This is a genomic window from Acinetobacter sp. 1124_18A (genome assembly GCF_052824995.1).
The window spans coordinates 664,085-683,519 of the sequence record NZ_VTDF01000001.1 but is presented as its reverse complement, the minus strand read 5'-3'; the positions used below and the strand labels follow the sequence as shown (position 1 = coordinate 683,519).

Sequence of the window (19,435 nt, the reverse complement as noted above, 5' to 3'; positions counted from 1 at the left end):
AGTTCTTTTTTGGAACTAATCAATAAATATACAGTATGTCTTTTTAAGTCAAACTGTTTTTGATGACGGATAAGTTTCAAAAAACTAAAATTATTTGATTTATATCGTTTTATGCTCAGCCAATTTTAATGAGTATAATTAAAATTACGCGGAACCATTTTTACTAAAATAGAACCGCGTATATTTGATAAATTAATAAGTCACTGTAACAACAACACTATCAGAATAATTACCTGGTGTACTTGCAATGGAAGTACTTTGCGGAATTTTTCCATACACTGGAGTAGTTTGAGCGCTACCTGTACCAGTTTTTGAGACTCCTCCTGCCCCTCCAACATTGGTTACGCCTCCTGTAGCATCCCACACCGTACTATAGTTAGAATCTTTATATAACTGATAGGGAATAAATTCATTATTGCCATTGGTCATACGCCTAAATCCACCAGCAATACGGTTGTTTCCATCGCCTAAATAAATGCTATATGGTGTTCCAAAATTACAGGTCGAATTTACAGCTCCTTGCGCTGTGTAATCATGCTTAGTCGTACTAATATCATTAATATTGCCGAAATCTACAGTTGAGGTTGAGTTTAATTGGCACATACTTGGTACCACAAAGTTTGCTGTTAAAGTTACATTTCCAGAGTCCCAGCTGAGTAAATCGCCTAAACATAACACCGCTAGAAGATCCATATCCCAAAATAGTTGAACCGTAGCTGTATAGGTTCCTTTAGGGTATGCAATGAGCGACCCCGTTCGGGCTGGTACTTTCACATTTACTGAGTAATTAAGAATATTATTTGAAGCGAGTGTTACCACTGGACCATACCAAACATTCGAAGTTTGGTTGGTGGTAGAAGAACCTGCACCACCTAAAGTTGCCGTGACTGTATAAGGTAATGAAACACTGTTAATTGCATTTGTGGTTCCCGTAAATACAGTCTTCATACACATAAACGGAGAGATCTGAGGTATTAGTCCTCCATTCGTGCAAGTAATTGTGCCTGAAAGGTTTACAGTTGCATCACTATTAATATTTGCTGCCGTGTAGGTAAACGTATGATTTGTGGTTCCAGCTACCGTACAAGCAGCATGTGCTGGACTAAAAAATGCATAAACAAGATAAAATAAGCAAATGCCTATAAAGTATTTTAAAGACAAGGAAAATTTCTTATAGCTCTCTATTTGAGCCTTATTCATAATATTTAATGACATACATAAGGTCCCAATTTTTTAGTTGAGTACTGATTACTGTTATATGTGAAGTCAACTTGGCATGAACCATGATCCAGAAGATCGACTTCAAGCTTGTTTTGTTTTAATAGGTTTGGAATAAATACTTCACCATCGTAGCCAACCACACCATCTTGCTGCCCATTAATGCGAACCGTATAACCCGGTAATAAAGGTGAGTTGTTTTGGTCAACAAGTTTAACTAATCCTGAAACGACCTGATGAGCACCAAAGTCAATAAGACCACCTTGGCGATAACCTACAACTGTTTTTTGATCTGTAGATTTCACGCTCCAATTCAAAGGAAGATAAGATGGATCTAAATAAATATGGTTTTCCTTGTATGGCATTAGACTAGGAATGAGGAATCTTCCAGACTTATCAGTTACACCTAAATTGATTCCGCCATTTATAATCTGACTTTGTGGCCCAGCATTGGTCACAACTGCGTAGCCGTCTCCAATTTCATTGGCCGCAAAGACTCGTCCTGCTGCCGCAACCAATGATCCTGTCGCTGAAAGTGCAACTTGGTCGTTATCCCCAATTCGGTTGTATCGACCCGTCAGGTAAGCTGCGCGAGCACGGTAAGAAGCATAGACCGATGCATTGTTTTGATTCACATCCTGATCGTGTTCAACATAGCCGCCCCATCCAAATGAACCGATTTGTGGTTCTGATAGGCCGAATATTTCTTGTCGGTAACTCAGCCTGCCGCCATCACTAGATACGCTCGTAATCGCATTGACGCGGGTAGATGGTGTATAGCGCAGCGCAAAGTAAATGCCATAGTCCTTATGGTTTTCATAATCTTTATACGCTGATGCATAAAAGCCCCAGTTCTTGTTCAAACTTCCGCTTAAATTGGCAGACACCAATTTATAAGAGTTATCACTAAATTTGATCTGGTTATAGCCCAGATAGGCACTATACCCTTCGTAGAAGTTATAGCTCATCCCTGCCCTAAAAATCTCATCTGCCAATGCACTGTAGCTCAGGTAGTTCTGCGGCTCAGAAGTTATCTGGTTATCTTTTAAATATCGAATTTGAGACACGCGGGCAAGGTCAAAGTAGTTATCAAATACTTTGCGGTAACTGGTATTAAACGAAATATTCTTGCTAATACGTCCCTCTAAACCAACCAAGGCAGAATAACCGCTTTCATCTTTATACTGGCTCGCTGCGATATCAGCATTAATCACCCCAAAACCAAACAGATTCTTGGCAAAACCACCGCCCAGATTTGATAAGCCATCTGTTGAAGCTTCTGCACCACCACTTAAGGTCAGTGAGTTACTGTATCCATATCGAATCGCACTCGAAGCAAAGGTGGCATCATCATAATCATTTGAATACAGCCCATAGTTATAGCGTGGAACCCCGACATCTACTGAGAATTCATTAATGCCTTTTGCTAAAATTTTAGATGAAAAATAGTAAGCCTGTTTGGTCACACTCTGCTGACCTGTTGCATCGGTGGTTACAAGGGTAACTTCATTGCCTGAAATAAACGGGAGCTGCTTAATGTCAAACGGGCCTGATGGCACGAGTCCTGAATAAATCTTTTGCTGGTTAACGTATAAATCTAATGTTGAAGGCAATGCAGCCGAGCCTGAAAATTGCGGCAGTGCAGAGGTAACTATATCACCTCGCTGGGTGTAAGCACTCGACCACTGGAAACCTGCCAGACGTACACTATTCCCCCAGTCAGAACTATTGGAAATAAAATCCCCTAAGGTATATATCCGAACTTTTTCAGGGTCTACGTACTGCCACTTACTCTCTAAGCGCACCCATTTTTCATGGCTATAACTAGTTTCATTACTTCCGTTATATAAAACACCTGAAGAAAAGTTACCGATTGCGCTGTTAAAGATCCCTTCTGCCGAACCTGAGAAAACATTTTCGTCATTGGTTATGGTGTTATACAAGCTGTAGTTCAGAATAGTCGCATTTAAGGGCTTCATTTTCAGTAAATGAGGACTCGTAAGCTGTTGACCATTTAAGTCAACTGAATAGTCGCTCAACATGTTCGAAGGAACATGTAAGTTTAGAGCCTGCTCATTCTCTAAATATTTAAACTGAATTCCTTTTAACTCGTTAATACATACCCATTGGTTATCAGGAATCTGCTCATCCATTTTTACCCTTAAAGTTTTTAAGGCACTAGAGCGAATATATAATTTTCCATCTTTAGATTGCCTCACAGCAACCAAGTCTTCAGCAGCATTGGAATTAATAGAAACAACTAAAAAAAGCTGAGTAAAATTAAGATATTGCTCATTTCCAGTTGTATTCACTTTTGTATATTTATTATTGCTATCTAAAGATTTAGGAACGCTGGGAATTGGAGTATTCGTATGATCTACGAATTGCTCAGCAAAAGAATATGCTGGAAAATATGCCACACATAAGACACCTATAATGTATTTCATATAAGCCTCTTAAAGTGTGGTTTTCTTACCATTAACTGTCAGAGATACACTGTATTTATGATTTGGCTGATATGTAAAATTATTAATTGAGTAGCTTCGTGTCTGCTCCGCAAGAATATAACCATTCACGGTATTTACTTTAATCGGATAACTTTTATTTGCTGTTGTATCAACAAGCATTAAATTATTTAGAAGCGCATGCCGATTTCCAATATTACTAATATTTAAGGAAGGCGCCTCCTGATTTGTATCAATTTTCCAATTCAATTGAGTGATCGCGTCTTTATTCACTACAAATACGGGTAATGATGAGCGAAGTAATACATTTACGCCTTGAGCAACTTTACGGCTATCAATTGGTTTTGGGAGTTCATCAATAATAATACGGTAGGTTTTTTCACCAGAAATAGGTGTTGGATTAATTCTAACTACACGTAAGTTATAAGAATCATTAGACTGTAATTTTAAAAATGGTGGGCTAATTGCGATCTCATCTGTAGGTGTTAATTGATCCTGTCCATTTTTTTGAGTCCATTCAAATACGCGAATCTGCACATCAGTGCTTTCATTTGATTGATTAAATAAGCTAATTGAAGCAGCAGTTTGATTACTTAATATTTCCACATTTACAGGCGAAAGACGGATTGTAGCGGCGTTAATAGGGCTAGAAAAAGTTAAGAATAATCCCGTAATAATAAAGATATTTTTTTTCATGATTTACTCAAATATAACTTTTTTAATGTGTTAGCCCTTTCAAAAGGGCTAACAATATTTCTAATTTATAAAAATTAATAAGTTACTGTTACTGTCACTGTATCAAGATAGCTACCCGCACTTGGTAAAGCCGTTCCAGCTGGGATACGACCATATACATTAAGTGTTTGAACACTACCACTTCCCGTTCCACTATAAGCAGTTGTTGCAATACCAATTGCTGTGCCACGGCCCGTATCTGAGTAGAGGTTATAAGGAATATATTCGTTACTTGTTGCTCCCCCAATCATACGACGTTGAGTCGTTTGAGCATTTTGACCAGCATCAAAAGCTAAGGTCCATGGCACAGTGTTGTTACATAGGACTTTGATTGAAGTACCACCTGTTGTTGTGGTGTCTGCATCGACATTACTAGTAAGAGAACTTAGCGTACCAAAGTCTAAAACGGCATTTGCTGTCGTGCCTATAGCGGAAGTGTTTAATACACAACTATTCGTTACTGTTACCTTAACAGTTAATGTACCTGTTGCTGTAGCTGCATTTGCTGTATTGAGAGAAAGTAATCCTACAGCAATGAGTGATAAATGAAAAAAAGTCTTTTTCATAGTCAAAACCTTTTAAATTAAATTATTAAAACTAATAGATATAAAAAATTTGCCACTTATTCTTACAATCATTTTTTATTTGACCGCTCCTTTTAAAGTTATTTTTTTACCCTATTTTTAAACATAATACATAAAAACAATTAAAATGCATGATTTTATTATTATTTTAATTTCTAATTAATAAAATATAATTACCTAAATCAACCCTACAGATACAAATATTAACATACAAAAAACCAACCTTTTGATTTAACTTATATAAATAAAATATTCATAAATTTTATTAAGTAAAATTTAAATAAATATGTCAAAAATTTAGCTAATTTTATGAAATTAAAGGTCAATTACAGAGGAACTTTCTTATTTCTTATATTATCAATCTGTCTAATTTCAAATTTTAAACTCTTATTTAAAGATATATTTTGAATAAATTATTAAAAATTATAATTTAAATAAATATGGAATGATCAGCAGTAGAGCTACATAGCTCTCTATAAGGAGAATTTAATTTCTTTTGAGCGTTGAATACCTATTAGATATATAAAAATAAAGGCCTCTTAAGAGACCTTTATTTAGTAAATTTAAATAATTAAACGCTCAACATACTATTTAAAGTTTCAGAAACGTTTTTCGATTTCACTTTAGGCTGTAATGCTTGTAAAGCCTGTTGCACTTGAGTGCGCTGAGGTTCTGCAAGTGTGTACCAACGTGACAATACCTGTAACAGTCGTGAACCTAAAATTGGGTTCTTTTCATCAAGATATTGTGCAAGATTAATAAAGTGAGCTACACCAAAGCCCCAAGTGTTTTCAGGGTTATTTGATACCCCTCCACTCACCGCACGGATACGGTTTGGAGTTGTTAAATCGTAGTCAGGATGTTGAGTCAGATACTCGATTGTTTCTGCTGTCGCATTTGGGTTTGCTGCCTGAATCATAAACCACTGATCTAAAGACAAGGCTTCATCTTTAAAGCGGTCATAAAAGTCAGCAAGTGCATCTTGAGCTTGAGGCGCATTTTGCCAAACCAATACACGTAACGCCCCTAAGCGTTCAGACATATTACCTGTGTTTTGATATTGCACATGTGCAAGTTCAAATGCAGTTTGATCACCCTGACGGGCCATCATCATGAGCATGATGTTCTTTAATGCACGCACACCCATTGCCAAAGAAAATTCTTTTTGCAGGTCTGGGTCAAGTGTAAGGTAAGTATCTTTCCAGAATGAACCCAACTCTTGTGCTAAACGATTCAGCAAGGCTTCACGTTTTACATGAATATCGGCTGGTGCATAGTTCTGATCGATACGACTACCTAAATAACCTTCACTTGGTACATCAAACAAACGCGATGCTAAAAGCGGGTCACGACCAACTAACTCAGGTAAAGTGCTTTGAATGGCTTGAATGTAAGCATCAGCAGAATGGTCTTCTAGCAAAATACGTTCAAGCAAGGTTTGGGTTGCTTGCCATTGGTTAAAGCCATTCGTTTCGTGCTGAATTAAGAATGCCAACTCTGCATCGGTATAATCAAATGCAAGATTTACAGGAGCTGAGAAATTACGAAGTAGCGACACCACTGGTTGCTCAGTCACGCCAGTAAATTCAATGCTTGCCTCAGCTTGGTCAAACAAGTACACGCCATCTTTAACGTCGTCTACAAATAGGCTGTCACTGTGCAATGTATATTGCTCACCCGTTTTAGCATTAAAGAGTGCCAAAGCCACAGGAATCGGAACAGCTTTTAAATTTGGGTATTTAGGATGTGCTTTCAGGCTTTGTTTAAAGCTTAAACGGTAAGTTTTTGATGCTGCATCATATTCACCTTTTGCTTCAAGCTTTGGAGTACCTGGTTGGTTATACCAAGTTAAGAATGCAGATAAATCTACACCAGAACCCGCTGTTAAAGCAGCAACCCAATCTTCTACAGTTACAGCCTGCCCATCATGACGGCGGAAATATTCGTCGGTTCCTTGACGGTATTTTTCTTTGCCCAGTAAGGTCGACATCATGCGGTTAATTTCCGCACCTTTTTCATAAACAGTTGCCGTATAGAAGTTATTAATTTCTACAAAGTGGTCTGGACGTGGCGGATGCGACAATGGACCTGCATCTTCAGGGAACTGATGTGATTTAAGCACAGCGACATCATCAATACGTTGAACCGCAGCAGACTGTAAATCTTCTGAGAAAGATTGATCACGGAATACCGTTAAACCTTCTTTTAAGCAAAGTTGGAACCAGTCACGGCAAGTAATACGGTTACCTGTCCAGTTATGGAAATATTCATGGGCAATCACAGACTGTACACGCATAATCGCTGCATCAGTGGTGTATTCTTCATCAGCAAGCACACATGACGTATTAAAGATATTTAAACCTTTATTTTCCATTGCACCCATGTTGAACTGGCTGACTGCAACAATCATATAGTTGTCGAGGTCATAAGCACGGCCATAATGTTCTTCATCCCAACGCATTGAATGCTTTAATGCTTCCATCGCGATATAGCATTTTGGAATGTCTTTCTCGATTGCATAGATTTCTAAAGCAACATCACGCCCTTCCGAAGTCGTATAACGATCTTTAAGAACAGCTAAATCCCCAATGACACAAGCAAACAAATAGCTCGGTTTTTTAGTCGGGTCTTGCCAGATTGCAAAGTGGCGGTTTTCACCAACCTCACCTGTTTCAAGCAAATTACCATTGGCAAGTAATACTGGATATTTTTTGTCTGCTTCTACGCGTGTAGTAAATACAGAAAGTACATCTGGACGGTCTGGATAGAATGTGATTTTACGGAAACCTTCAGGTTCGTTCTGCGTTACAAACAAGTCATCTGCTTTATATAAGCCTTCAAGCTGAGTATTGGTTTCAGGATGAATAATGACTTGCGTTTGTAAAATGACTTCATCTGGTGCATTAGTGATCACCAGTTGTTCACTATCGAGTGAATATTGTGCAGGAGTGAGAATTTGTCCATTTAACTGAACAGACTGTAATTCTAGGTCACGGCCTAATAGCACCAGATCTCCAGCAGTTTGACGCTTCATCACTAATGTCGAATCAACAATTGTTTTGTCATCATATACTTGGATATCAAGATTAATTGATTCAACCAAAAACGCAGGTTTTTGATAATCTTTTAAATAAACTGTCTGATCTGCCTGAACTGGAGGCTGCGCCGCAATATTCATCTTTATTCCTTATATACTCGTCTAAACGGTAGTATGAGTCGTCATGAAATATCATACGCCAAGTCATACACACTGTATTTGATTACCTTTATGAAATTAATGGGACTTCATTTATACATTTCAAATTAGAATCTTGTTTTATTAGCACAGATTAGACCAAATTTACGATAATCGTTGTTTATATAAGCAATCTATACAATAAAAATAAAACACCTTTAGCTTTTAACATTTTTTAGAGTCAGCTTACATTTTGGGCATGGTTCTTGCCTAATTAAATATACCAATATGGGTATCTAAATTAGAACAAGAGGTGTCAGCATGGAATTTAAAGCACATTTTCATCGACTAGAGAACATTAAAGCTATTCATGATCTATCAGCAGCAGGACTCGATCACCATGTGATTGCCGTGTTCTTATCTGCGGAAGGTATTTCTATTACCACTCAGGAGGTTACTTCTATTGTTAATACTTACGATGCGTTAGGGAAATTGAAATTACCAAGTAAAAAAGTACAGGCTCTTATTAAAGCCAAAAAGCTTGGCCAAAATGATGAGAGCTTGCCGTGCCCTGTTTAATTCAACTTTTTAGCCCACTAAGAAAACCTAAAATCGAAACATAGATTTTAGGTTTTTCTATTTTAGCAACAAACGAAAGTGGCAATCTCCGCCATCTATAGCGCGGCTGTGTATAATAGCCCCATCATTTTTATTTTATGTTCGGAGCAAAATGGCCTTACAAATTCTACAGAAACAGCTAGATGAAAGTAGCCATTGTCCTCTCTGCCAAGCTTCCATGTACTGGGTAGATGCCGAGCAATTTGAACAAGACATTCAATTTCATGAATGCAGTCATTGTCAGCACCGTCTATTTAAAGATCAAAGAATGACTTGCCACTGTGATACATGCACAAAACAACGGAAAAAGCTTCTACAACAAACACGCCTACAAGAACAACGCCAATTTAAGTCAAAAGAACAACCACAACGCAGTCTGGAACAGCTCAGCTTCTTACATAAACTTTTCTTGCTTAGTCTTCTAGACGACTATGCCCGTGAAGAAATCGCTCATGATGAATATATTCATTGGGACAAAATTAAATACCATCACATCACGCCTAACTGGATGTTTCAGAGCTATTTAATTAAACAGTTGCATAAAGATGGCATTTTGAATGCAAATGACCAAACTGAAGATCCACAGTGTTTTTATTTAAATATTCGTTTAGATGGTTACAGCGATCCAAGTTTATTTAGCGTGGCTCAACAGTTACGTAATTGGTTTTATGAAAATTTAAGCTTTGGTATTCCTTTTCGTAGTGCAGATGAAGTGAAAGACGTACTTTTTCAGGTGCTCTATCAAGAAATTATCCAGTTCATGCAGTTCTACTGCCGAACTTGGGGTATCCAAATTGCCGGAAATTCAAATTTTCAAAGCTTTTGCTATCGTTTAATGGATTCACTCGCAATTGGGCAGATTTATTATCTGGTACAAACTGCACTCGAATATCTGTATAAGCAAAAAGTTTTACAGCCTCGCAATGATAAGTTTATTAATACCAATCTATTAAAGAAAACGTTAGAACAATATCGCGAAAGAGCCGTGACCGAAAAGTGGGAAACCTCTATGCTCCCCCGTCCTCACAATATTCCTTACAGTAAAATGAGTTATATTTTGCTTAATCGTTTCTTGGGTTACGACGAACAGATATTTGTGCAACCTGTATGGAAAGCATGGCGAAAAATTGAACCACGTTTAAACTTTTATTCTGTCAAACGTTGTATGTATTGTGGTTCAAATGATTTAACCGTTGACTATGATGCAGCAGATTATGTTTCTTTGATTTGCCAAAAATGTAAGCATCAAGACCACTATTTTACCCACTAAATTTATAATCACTTTGGCTTACTAGGGATAATAATATGACATCGACATCTAGTTTGATTGAACAGGTCATTGAAGCTTGGCACAACATGCAAGCCAAAACGCCTCTTGTACAATGTATTACCAATAGCGTTGCTGCAAACTATACGGCCAATGTATTACTCGCGTCTGGTGCTTCGCCTGCGATGATTGATAATCCTTATGAAGCAGAAAGCTTTACCAAAATATCATCGGCCTTGAGCATTAATTTAGGTACGCCCACCACTGAGCAAATGCAAGCCATGCAGATCTCAGCTAAAATAGCTCAGCTAAATGATATTCCATGGGTACTTGATCCGGTAGGTTATGGGCCAATTTTAGCTTGGCGTAGTCAAATGACAGACGAGCTTTTACAATTTAAGCCAAGCATTATTCGTGGTAATGCTTCAGAAATCAGTACGCTTGCAGGTAATCAGGTTCAATCTAAAGGTGTAGATAGCACCCTAAGTAGTGATGATGTCTATCGACAGGCTTACGCGCTATTAGTACATACAGACTGTATCGCAATTTCAGGTGAGTCAGATTACATTCTGTCTAAAGAATTAGATGTCGTTATCCAAATTAACGGCGGCAGCCCCTTACAACCTAAAATTACAGCAACAGGATGTGCTTTGGGTGCGTTAATCGCTGCATATAGTGCGGTAACGACGCCAACTATTGCAGCGCTTTCAGCTCATATACATTTTGCAATTGCGGGTAAACTTGCTGCTAATCAAGCACAAACTATGGGAAGTTTTAGTAACATCTTTATGGATTATATCCATATGTTAGATGCCAACCTGATTGAGCAATATGCAAATATAAAGCTATTAGGTTTAAAGGCATAACCGTAAGTTATGCCTTTATCACACTACTCTTATTTTAAAAGTAAGTAGATATCTGTAATAAGGTCACACTCTTTCACATCATGCACAAAATTATGATAGTGAAAGAAAACTGGATATTCCCCTGCTTCTTCGGATTGCTCAGGCAACCAGTTTCTAAAGATGTAATAAACACTATCTTTAATCTGGTCGTGGCTACCCAAATGTCTTACGGTCGCATAACGACCCGCAGGAATTTCCCCTGTTTGTATACCATAACTATTTTCGGGTACAGCCTTTTCAATTGAACCAGCTATATCAAATCGAAAATCATCAGACGGAGTCTGGTCAGGGTCAGCAAATGGAATCCCATAAGTTCTAGACTTAGTCACAGGCGATAAACCTGTTTCTTTGCGCCAAGCGATAAAACGTGCAGCTGTTTCAAAGACTTTATCTGGACTGCCTAAATGAGACAGATAGGCAATCTTTTCAGCAGGACGCTCAACAATATTTACATTCATTTTTAGCTCACTTTTTGGAAGTGTAAAAACAAACTTCTGGTGCCAAGATTCCCAGTCCGGTTTATCTCTAAAAGCCCGAGGAGTTTGATCAAATGAACGCTTAAATGCACGAGTAAATGCCTCTGGACTATCAAACCCTGCTTGCAATGCTATCTCAATAATTTTGAGATCTGGTTCAAAAGCCAATTGAAAAGAAGCCCGCTTTAAACGAGAAAGTTGAATAAACTTCATCACATTTAAGCCAATATGAATGGCAAAAATACGATGAAAATGAAACTTAGATAAGGCCGCAATCTGGCTCAATCGGTCAACATCTAAATCTTCATCTAAATGTCTTTGAATATAATCGCAAACCAGTTGCAGCTTTTGGATATATACAGCCATACATTTATGTCTGTTCATTCGATAGCACTACTTTTACATAGTGCTGATCTCTATTCTTGATCGAAATTGCGCTTTTTAGTGTTATACAACTTGTTTGAAATAATCTTCTCTTGGCATATCGACAAGCTCAACGCACAATTGAATTTCTTCATTAAACTCTTGTTGTAGATAATTTTTATTGCTGAGTGCCGTTAATAACTGATCACCCATTAGCTGTTTTTGTTCGTCAGTTCTTCCAGACAAAATATAAACTTTTACATGAATATAAGCTTGATCAGCCCCTAAGCCAATGAGGAAAACCTCGTCTTTACGCGCACGGCTTTTAATGTCTTCTGGACTAAATAGCTCTGTCTCAATCAGTATGGTATTAATTTCTTCAAGTAATTGTTTTGCGTTTAATCCAGTTAAGTTTTCTGAATAATCAACTACAACGTGCGGCATAGCCACCTCAATTTATGTAATAAGTAATTAAGCTAATTAAACTTTACTCAATAAATAATAAAGCTAATCGGACCTGATCATATCCCATTCGAGGACTAGTTGCCTCAACGATTGGTCTTAATTTAATCGAACCATCATCAGAAAAATGATCTGGGTTTTGGCGCTTTTTCAGTTTCTTATAAATTTTTCGGATTTCTTCGACTACTTCCTCACCCGGATGGGCAACTGAAATATCTAGTTTTTGTTCTTTATGAAGTCGCGCTAAATGATTAATGATGGTTGCTGGTGTCAGACCACGCTCATGCGCGATGTCTTCAATTTCATAACCTTCTTCAAACAACGCACGTGTCTCATCTAGCGTTGCCGTAGCGTAATTTTGCTTTCCACCTTTTGCGATTTTTTTCTCATTACGAGAAATCTCAGTTTCATTTAAGGTGCCGCCACAGTGACGAATAAAGGCTTTATGCTGTGCGGTTAAATCTACATCAGCAAAATTAACTTCAGCTTCTTTAGAAAGCTCTTGGAAACGACGATCGGCTTTTACAGCTAAACTATCTAACTCTAAAGCTTGCTCGTTAATCCCTAATAACTTTAATCCAGTTAAAGATTTCAAACGTGAAAGCGCAACATAACCCTGACCTTTTTCAAAGGTGTTCATGAGGTTAATTTCAGCAGCTTCTAAGGTCATCCCTTGGCTTTTATGAATGGTAATCGCCCATGCCAAACGAAGTGGAATTTGCTGGAAACTGGCAATCACTTTACCTGCATCATTTTCAACTGACCAAGTTTCAGGCGCAACCAGCAATGTCGTGCCATCGGTCAATTTCACCTTTGGTAGCAAACCATTTTCATCATCTTCTTCAAAACCAATGACTTCACCTAAACTCCCGTTGATATATCCCATATCAAAGTTGTTTTTTACAAACATGACTTTTGCATGTTTCTTTAAGGTGAGTTCTTCTGGTGCACGTACCGAAGATTTTAAAGTTTCTACCAGTTTTTCATTACCATCTAAAACCGCATTGAATTGATGCCCTTCATTATCAATTTCATTTAAGTGCTGATAATTGATATTGTCGACATCCATATTGTGCGTATAGAGGCGAGTAAAGGTCTCACCAATATCATGGGAGCGTGATTGACGTAATGCGTGTAAATGATCTGATTGAATATTCTGCGCACGAATGGCATTTAAAATCTGATTTAGAATTTCATCATCTTGGCGGTGTTGTTCTGTTAAATAACATACGCGAAATTTAGCTTCGACCCATGCATCAGACATAAAACAGAACTTGTCACGGTTGGCTTCACTATTACGCCCAACTGGTGGCAACTGAAAGAAATCTCCGGCAACAATGACTTGGATACCTCCAAATGCCTCATCGCTTTCTTTAAAATATTTTAAAACCTGATTCACCAGATTAAGCTGCTTCGCATGTAACATCGAAATTTCATCGATGACGAGAACTTGCGCATTTTCAAGGTGTTCCTTGAGATATTTACGCTCTTTCATACGTTTTAGGTCATCTTCAGTTAACTGATCTTTAATCCCGATGCCTGCCCAAGTATGAATCGTCATGCCATTCATATGCGTTGCAGCAATACCTGTAGATGCCGTAATAGCCACAGGCACTTTACGTGCTTTTAAGTATTGGATGTACTGATTGAGTGTATAGGTTTTCCCTGCACCAGCCGAACCGGTTAAAAAGACATTTTCACCTGCTTTAAGCAGTTTAAGCGCAGTTTCCTGTTTCATAATCTCATAAGTACATCTTCAACAGCCCATAGCTTAACGACTTTCCCGAAAAAATTAAATGAATGAGCTAGAATTTCTGTAAAATCAATATAAATCAATAATTAACATTAAAATAATATTTGGTAGGTTTTTGGTAGGTAGGAAAATAATCTTCACATCACAATACTAAGGCCATGGTGAGGCTCACCTGTAATAACAAACAATGGATTTATGGAAGAAGGAATCACTCCATGGCTTTTAAAAATATTGCAGATCAAACAAACGGTTTTTATATTCCCTGTGTATCACTCTTTGGACCAGGATGTGCCAAAGAAATAGGTACAAAGGCACAAAACCTCGGCGCAAAAAAAGCATTAATTGTGACCGATGAAGGCTTATTTAAATTTGGTGTCGCAGATCTTATCGCAAACTATTTAACCGAAGCAGGCGTTGCGAGCCATATTTTCCCTGGTGCTGAACCAAACCCAACCGATATCAATGTCCATAATGGCGTAAATGCCTATAACGAAAATGGCTGTGACTTTATCGTCTCGCTAGGTGGTGGTTCATCTCATGACTGTGCGAAAGGGATTGGCCTAGTTACTGCTGGTGGTGGTCATATTCGTGATTACGAAGGTATCGATAAAAGTAAAGTACCGATGACGCCATTGATTGCAGTGAATACAACGGCTGGTACTGCTTCTGAAATGACCCGTTTCTGTATTATTACCAATACAGACACTCACGTAAAAATGGCAATTGTTGACTGGCGTTGTACCCCACTCATTGCAATTGATGACCCGAAACTCATGATTGCAAAACCAGCTGGTTTAACAGCGGCAACGGGTATGGATGCGTTAACCCATGCTGTTGAAGCATACGTTTCTACGGCAGCCAACCCAATTACCGATGCTTGTGCAGAAAAAGCTATCACCATGATTAGTCAATGGTTACAACCTGCTGTAGCAAACGGTGAAAATATCGAAGCACGTGATGCAATGAGCTATGCACAGTACTTGGCTGGTATGGCGTTTAACAATGCATCTTTAGGTTATGTACATGCGATGGCGCATCAATTGGGCGGTTTCTATAACCTACCTCACGGCGTATGTAACGCAATCTTGTTACCACACGTGTGCGAATTTAACTTAATTGCCTGTCCAGATCGTTACGCAAAAATCGCAGATTTAATGGGTGTAAAAACTCATGGACTGACGGTGATGGAAGCTGCATATGCTGCAATTGATGCCATTCGTAAATTGTCGACATCGATTGGTATTCCATCTGGATTAACAGAGCTAGGCGTAAAAACTGAAGACCTTGCAGTTATGGCCGATAATGCTCAAAAAGATGCGTGTATGCTGACCAATCCACGTAAAGCAAATCATGCACAAGTTGTGGAGATTTTTAAAGCAGCACTTTAATCTTGATGTAATGGCACATCCCTCTAGTAAGTCAAACCCCTCCGACCGTTGACTTACTTTTTGGGGAATACTTAGCTCCAGCGGTATTCCCTTTTTTTAAACCTCTATTCCAATCCAACCTCTAAACCTGATTGACAATTCGCCCATTTCATTGAAGGATACTCAGCATGTCTTAATTACAATAGCTCGATAAAAATGAATACATTCTCAGCTACTCAAAATTATGTTCCAGATATTTTAGGTACTGGCTACGAACAGCTCACACTAAACTTTCCTGATGATTATGAAGGTAAAGTTGTAGCTACCTTAGTGCGTAAAAAGGCCGCTCAATCGACTCAAAAAGCCGTGCTGTATATTCATGGTTTTTTAGATTATTTCTTTCAAACTGAAATGGCTGAACAATTCAACGCGCATGGTTATGACTTCTATGCCTTGGATTTAAGAAAATATGGTCGTTCCAAGCTACCCCATCAAATCTTCTATAATGTGCTTGATTTAAGTGAATACGATGCCGAAATTACTCAAGCATTAGATATCATTGCTAAAGAACAGCACACTCAAGTATTGCTTGCAGGCCACTCGACTGGCGGTTTGACAGCAACGCTTTATGCTGCCCATCACCCGAACCACCCTCTGATTAAAGCACTTTGGGCAAACAGCCCGTTTTACGACTTTAATTTAAGCTTGGTCGAAAAGAAATTTGGTATTCCAGTACTCAGTCGAGTAGGAAAATATCTACCTAAAGTTAAATTCCCAAGCCAACTGAACAAATGGTACACCGCGAGCCTTCACAAACAGCTCAAGGGCGAATGGGACTTTAATCTGGACTGGAAACCTACCTCTGCCCCTACGGTTCAACTCAGCTTTCTACATGCGATTCATACAGCACAAAAAGAAATACATCGCGGAGTTAAACTGAATGTTCCCGCACTGATTATGCATTCTCATCAGACTAAAAACCCTAAAAAATGGGGAGCCGATGCGACTCAAAGCGATGTAATTTTAGACGTTAAAGACATTGAAAAATTTGGCAAAAAAATCAAAGGTGATGTCTCTGTTGTCTCTATTCACAATGGCTTGCATGATTTAGTCCTTTCAGCCCAGCCAGTACGAGAACAAGTCTATCAACAATTGTTCCAGTGGCTGGATCAAAAAATCACTTAACTGAGCTTAGGTGAGTCAAGGTATTTCATCAGTAATTGATGCGCGGGATGTTCGCTCGGTACTAACTCCATAAGACGTTCTACCGCATCAATTGCTTCAGGGAAATGAGCTAAATGCTTAAGTAATAAATCTGTTTCTTGCGTTTTAAAAATTGCATCGCTCAAGCGCGATTCAAGACAGTCACGCCATGCGCATAAAAACGGACTTTCCGTTTTTGCCAGAAACACACCTGTGTAAAGCTGCAAAGCAGAAGCCGCATATCCCGCATCCAGTGCCTGTTCAGCTTGTAAAAAATCCGCTTCAACATGTACAAGCAAACGATATGGCCGAGACCCAAGTAAACCACCCAAAATATCTCGAAGTTGAGACATTTCAGCTTTAAGCGTACCCATACTCACTTTACGTTCGCCATAGAGCGCCTGATAGAGATGCTCTAAAGTTAAACCATGTGGACATAACGCCAATATGGTTAAAATTTCAATTTGACGCGGTGTTAATAATAAACTTTTGCCATTAAATTTAACTTGTGGTGTTGAAAAAGCACGAATATGTAATTGCTGACGCTGCTGCTCTAGCAAGGCAGATTGAATAATTGATGCACAACGTTCGGCAGCCAATATTCCTAAACTATTATGGTTCTTCCAAGTAGTCGATAAATCAACGACACCTAGAGTTTGTTTTGAGTATGGATCGATAATCGGCGCGGCATAGCACACCCAATCATGAATCGATTCCATATAGTGTTCATTAGAAAAAACACAACTTGATTGCTGAGTTTTTAAAGACAAAGCCAATGCATTGGTACCAACAAATTCTTCACGCCATTGCCCACCCTGCACAAAGTGAACACGCTCAGCTGCACTTTGCATTTGAGCACTTGTTGCCGTCCAAATGATCGTACTACCAATGTCACCAACGGCAATCACCATTGAGGATTGCTCTGCAATATGACGTAAATCGCCAGCACACTGACTTAAAGCCATATCTAAAGCATTTTGTGAAGCAGATTTCTTCTCGACTAATGGAGCCGCAAAACGCTCTTTAGGAATTGCAGCAGAGGCTGACCGTTCCCATGAACTTGCAATACTTTGACCCAGTTTGGCAGCATTTTGAGGAGAGAGACTATTTTGCGTACGCAGTTGATCAATCAACGTCCGTTGCTGCAATAAATCCTTTTTTGTGAACATTTGTAAATTCCTTATATATCCACATTTCTATTCCAACCTTTCTCCAACCTTCTTCTTTATATCCTAATTATACAAAGTACGAAAGTACCTACTGACAGGGTTCTTGTTAGTCTTTAGTCCTAAAAAGCAAAGGAATATTTATATGCGCTATATCGATCCAAATCAACCAGGCTCAAAAGTTCAATTTAAATCACAATATGAAAATTTTATTGGCGGTGAATGGGTTGCACCTGTAAAGGGTGCATATTTTGATAATGTATCTCCTGTTGATGGAAAAGCTTTCACCCGTATTCCACGCTCTAGTGCCGAAGATATTGAACTCGCTCTAGATGCAGCACATAAAGCGAAAGCAACATGGAATAAAGCCTCACCAACGGTACGCTCTAATATACTTTTAAAAATTGCTGATCGTTTAGAAGCAAATCTTGAAATGCTTGCTGTTGCAGAAACTTGGGATAACGGTAAAGCGGTTCGTGAAACTTTAGCAGCAGACCTTCCACTTGCGATTGACCATTTCCGTTATTTCGCAGGTTGTATTCGTGCTCAAGAAGGCGGGATCTCTGAAATTGATGAAGATACCATTGCCTACCATTTCCATGAGCCATTAGGTGTAGTTGGCCAAATCATTCCATGGAATTTCCCAATTTTAATGGCAGCATGGAAACTTGCTCCTGCTCTAGCGGCTGGTAACTGCGTTGTGATTAAACCAGCAGAGCAAACACCAGTAGGTATTTTACTGGTTGCTGAATTCATCCAAGATATCTTACCGCCGGGTGTACTTAATATCGTCAATGGTTTCGGTTCAGAAGTCGGTCGTCCATTAGCGACAAACCCACGTATTGCCAAAATTGCTTTCACAGGTTCAACACAAACTGGACAAATGGTGATGCAATATGCGACCGAAAATATTATTCCAGTGACATTAGAACTTGGTGGTAAGTCACCAAACCTTTTCTTTGAAGACATCATGGATAAAGAAGATGATTTCTTAGAAAAAACACTTGAAGGTTTTGCCATGTTTGCCTTAAACCAAGGTGAAGTATGTACTTGCCCTTCTCGTGCTTTAGTACAAGAAAGTATTGCTGATCAGTTCTTGGAGTTGGCTGTAGAGCGTGTAAAACGTATTAAAACTGGTCATCCTCTCGATACCGAAACCATGATTGGTGCTCAAGCATCTCTACAACAACAAGAGAAAATCTTACGTTGTATTAATACGGGCCGCGAAGAAGGTGCAGAACTCTTACTTGGTGGTAGTGGCCGTAAAGAAGTAGGCGATGGTTTCTATGTTGATCCGACTATTTTTAAAGGTCACAATGGCATGCAAGTTTTCCAAGAAGAAATTTTTGGACCTGTACTTGCTGTGACAACGTTCAAAGACTTTGACGATGCAATTAAAATTGCCAATGACACCATGTATGGTTTAGGTGCAGGTGTATGGTCACGTTCAGCTCACATTTCTTATCGTGCTGGTCGTGCCATTGAGGCGGGCCGTGTCTGGACAAACTGCTACAACATCTACCCTGCACATGCTGCATTTGGTGGCTACAAAAAGTCTGGTATTGGCCGTGAAAACCACAAGATGATGTTAGATCATTATCAACAAACTAAAAACTTGTTGGTTAGTTATTCAACTAAACCAATGGGCTTCTTCTAAGTTTCGCACCAAGTTGATACC

The 19,435-nt window shown here is 38.8% G+C and carries 15 protein-coding genes; 6 read left to right on the top strand and 9 right to left on the bottom strand.

The genetic code is table 11. The annotated features are described in order from the left end of the window. Nucleotides 1–192: 192 nt before the first annotated feature. The 5 genes from FY048_RS03310 to pepN form a co-directional block, all read right to left on the bottom strand. Entirely contained in the window at nucleotides 193–1,215 is a 1,023-nt protein-coding gene (locus tag FY048_RS03310) for a Csu type fimbrial protein (protein WP_446090111.1), read from the bottom strand. Then, nucleotides 1,206–3,665, bottom strand: coding sequence for a fimbria/pilus outer membrane usher protein (locus tag FY048_RS03305; RefSeq protein WP_446090110.1), 2,460 nt, complete (start codon nucleotides 3,663–3,665; stop codon nucleotides 1,206–1,208). Before FY048_RS03305 ends, FY048_RS03310 begins: the two co-directional genes overlap by 10 nt. Nucleotides 3,666–3,674: 9 nt before the next feature. Further along, complete coding sequence (locus FY048_RS03300) at nucleotides 3,675–4,379, bottom strand: fimbrial biogenesis chaperone (protein WP_446090109.1); 705 nt, start codon at nucleotides 4,377–4,379, stop codon at nucleotides 3,675–3,677. A 74-nt stretch (nucleotides 4,380–4,453) separates the two neighbouring features. Then, on the bottom strand, nucleotides 4,454–4,984 hold the full coding sequence (locus FY048_RS03295; RefSeq protein ID WP_446090108.1) for a Csu type fimbrial protein: 531 nt from the start codon (nucleotides 4,982–4,984) through the stop codon (nucleotides 4,454–4,456). A gap of 589 nt (nucleotides 4,985–5,573) precedes the next feature. Then, nucleotides 5,574–8,180 carry an aminopeptidase N gene (gene pepN, locus FY048_RS03290; RefSeq protein WP_446090107.1) on the bottom strand — a complete coding sequence of 869 codons (2,607 nt, stop codon included), beginning with the start codon at nucleotides 8,178–8,180 and terminating at the stop codon, nucleotides 5,574–5,576. 318 nt (nucleotides 8,181–8,498) lie between these two features. Between pepN and FY048_RS03285 the strand changes: the two genes are divergently transcribed. The 3 genes from FY048_RS03285 (at nucleotide 8,499) to thiM (ending at nucleotide 10,928) form a co-directional block, all read left to right on the top strand. Beyond that, nucleotides 8,499–8,756, top strand: coding sequence for a hypothetical protein (locus tag FY048_RS03285; RefSeq protein ID WP_004643236.1), 258 nt, complete (start codon nucleotides 8,499–8,501; stop codon nucleotides 8,754–8,756). A gap of 151 nt (nucleotides 8,757–8,907) precedes the next feature. Then, entirely contained in the window at nucleotides 8,908–10,065 is a 1,158-nt protein-coding gene (locus FY048_RS03280; RefSeq protein WP_446090106.1) for a hypothetical protein, read from the top strand. A 35-nt stretch (nucleotides 10,066–10,100) separates the two neighbouring features. Then, nucleotides 10,101–10,928, top strand: a complete 828-nt coding sequence (gene thiM / locus FY048_RS03275; protein ID WP_446090105.1) for a hydroxyethylthiazole kinase — start codon at nucleotides 10,101–10,103, stop codon at nucleotides 10,926–10,928. A gap of 29 nt (nucleotides 10,929–10,957) precedes the next feature. Here thiM and FY048_RS03270 read toward each other — a convergent pair whose 3' ends face one another. From FY048_RS03270 to FY048_RS03260, 3 genes are all read right to left on the bottom strand, one after another. Further along, a complete protein-coding gene (locus tag FY048_RS03270) occupies nucleotides 10,958–11,809 on the bottom strand; it encodes an AraC family transcriptional regulator (protein WP_446090286.1) in 852 nt (283 codons plus the stop codon). Nucleotides 11,810–11,890: 81 nt separating this feature from the next. Further along, nucleotides 11,891–12,250, bottom strand: coding sequence for a 5-carboxymethyl-2-hydroxymuconate Delta-isomerase (locus FY048_RS03265; protein ID WP_446090104.1), 360 nt, complete (start codon nucleotides 12,248–12,250; stop codon nucleotides 11,891–11,893). Nucleotides 12,251–12,293: 43 nt separating this feature from the next. Further along, nucleotides 12,294–14,006: an AAA family ATPase gene (locus FY048_RS03260; RefSeq protein WP_446090103.1), complete on the bottom strand. Its 1,713-nt coding sequence runs from the start codon at nucleotides 14,004–14,006 to the stop codon at nucleotides 12,294–12,296. A gap of 230 nt (nucleotides 14,007–14,236) precedes the next feature. Here FY048_RS03260 and mdh point away from each other — a divergent pair, with 230 nt between their 5' ends. Beyond that, entirely contained in the window at nucleotides 14,237–15,409 is a 1,173-nt protein-coding gene (gene mdh, locus FY048_RS03255; protein WP_174752632.1) for an iron-dependent methanol dehydrogenase, read from the top strand. Nucleotides 15,410–15,604: 195 nt separating this feature from the next. Further along, nucleotides 15,605–16,573, top strand: a complete 969-nt coding sequence (locus tag FY048_RS03250; RefSeq protein WP_446090102.1) for an alpha/beta hydrolase — start codon at nucleotides 15,605–15,607, stop codon at nucleotides 16,571–16,573. Here the strand turns inward: FY048_RS03250 and FY048_RS03245 are convergent. Next, complete coding sequence (locus FY048_RS03245; protein ID WP_446090101.1) at nucleotides 16,570–17,760, bottom strand: transcriptional regulator; 1,191 nt, start codon at nucleotides 17,758–17,760, stop codon at nucleotides 16,570–16,572. The two genes, FY048_RS03250 and FY048_RS03245, sit on opposite strands and share 4 nt — an antisense overlap. A 142-nt stretch (nucleotides 17,761–17,902) precedes the next feature. Here FY048_RS03245 and exaC point away from each other — a divergent pair, with 142 nt between their 5' ends. Further along, nucleotides 17,903–19,414, top strand: coding sequence for an acetaldehyde dehydrogenase ExaC (exaC, locus tag FY048_RS03240; protein WP_446090100.1), 1,512 nt, complete (start codon nucleotides 17,903–17,905; stop codon nucleotides 19,412–19,414). Nucleotides 19,415–19,435 lie beyond the last annotated feature (21 nt).

Coding starts and splice junctions, on each gene's coding strand:
- FY048_RS03250 (WP_446090102.1), top strand. CDS start 15,605: ATGAATACATTCTCAGCTACTCAAAATTATGTTCCAGATATTTTAGGT.
- mdh (WP_174752632.1), top strand. CDS start 14,237: ATGGCTTTTAAAAATATTGCAGATCAAACAAACGGTTTTTATATTCCC.
- exaC (WP_446090100.1), top strand. CDS start 17,903: ATGCGCTATATCGATCCAAATCAACCAGGCTCAAAAGTTCAATTTAAA.
- FY048_RS03285 (WP_004643236.1), top strand. CDS start 8,499: ATGGAATTTAAAGCACATTTTCATCGACTAGAGAACATTAAAGCTATT.
- pepN (WP_446090107.1), bottom strand. CDS start 8,180: ATGAATATTGCGGCGCAGCCTCCAGTTCAGGCAGATCAGACAGTTTAT.
- FY048_RS03270 (WP_446090286.1), bottom strand. CDS start 11,809: ATGGCTGTATATATCCAAAAGCTGCAACTGGTTTGCGATTATATTCAA.
- FY048_RS03280 (WP_446090106.1), top strand. CDS start 8,908: ATGGCCTTACAAATTCTACAGAAACAGCTAGATGAAAGTAGCCATTGT.
- thiM (WP_446090105.1), top strand. CDS start 10,101: ATGACATCGACATCTAGTTTGATTGAACAGGTCATTGAAGCTTGGCAC.
- FY048_RS03310 (WP_446090111.1), bottom strand. CDS start 1,215: ATGTCATTAAATATTATGAATAAGGCTCAAATAGAGAGCTATAAGAAA.
- FY048_RS03245 (WP_446090101.1), bottom strand. CDS start 17,760: ATGTTCACAAAAAAGGATTTATTGCAGCAACGGACGTTGATTGATCAA.
- FY048_RS03265 (WP_446090104.1), bottom strand. CDS start 12,250: ATGCCGCACGTTGTAGTTGATTATTCAGAAAACTTAACTGGATTAAAC.
- FY048_RS03305 (WP_446090110.1), bottom strand. CDS start 3,665: ATGAAATACATTATAGGTGTCTTATGTGTGGCATATTTTCCAGCATAT.
- FY048_RS03260 (WP_446090103.1), bottom strand. CDS start 14,006: ATGAAACAGGAAACTGCGCTTAAACTGCTTAAAGCAGGTGAAAATGTC.
- FY048_RS03295 (WP_446090108.1), bottom strand. CDS start 4,984: ATGAAAAAGACTTTTTTTCATTTATCACTCATTGCTGTAGGATTACTT.
- FY048_RS03300 (WP_446090109.1), bottom strand. CDS start 4,379: ATGAAAAAAAATATCTTTATTATTACGGGATTATTCTTAACTTTTTCT.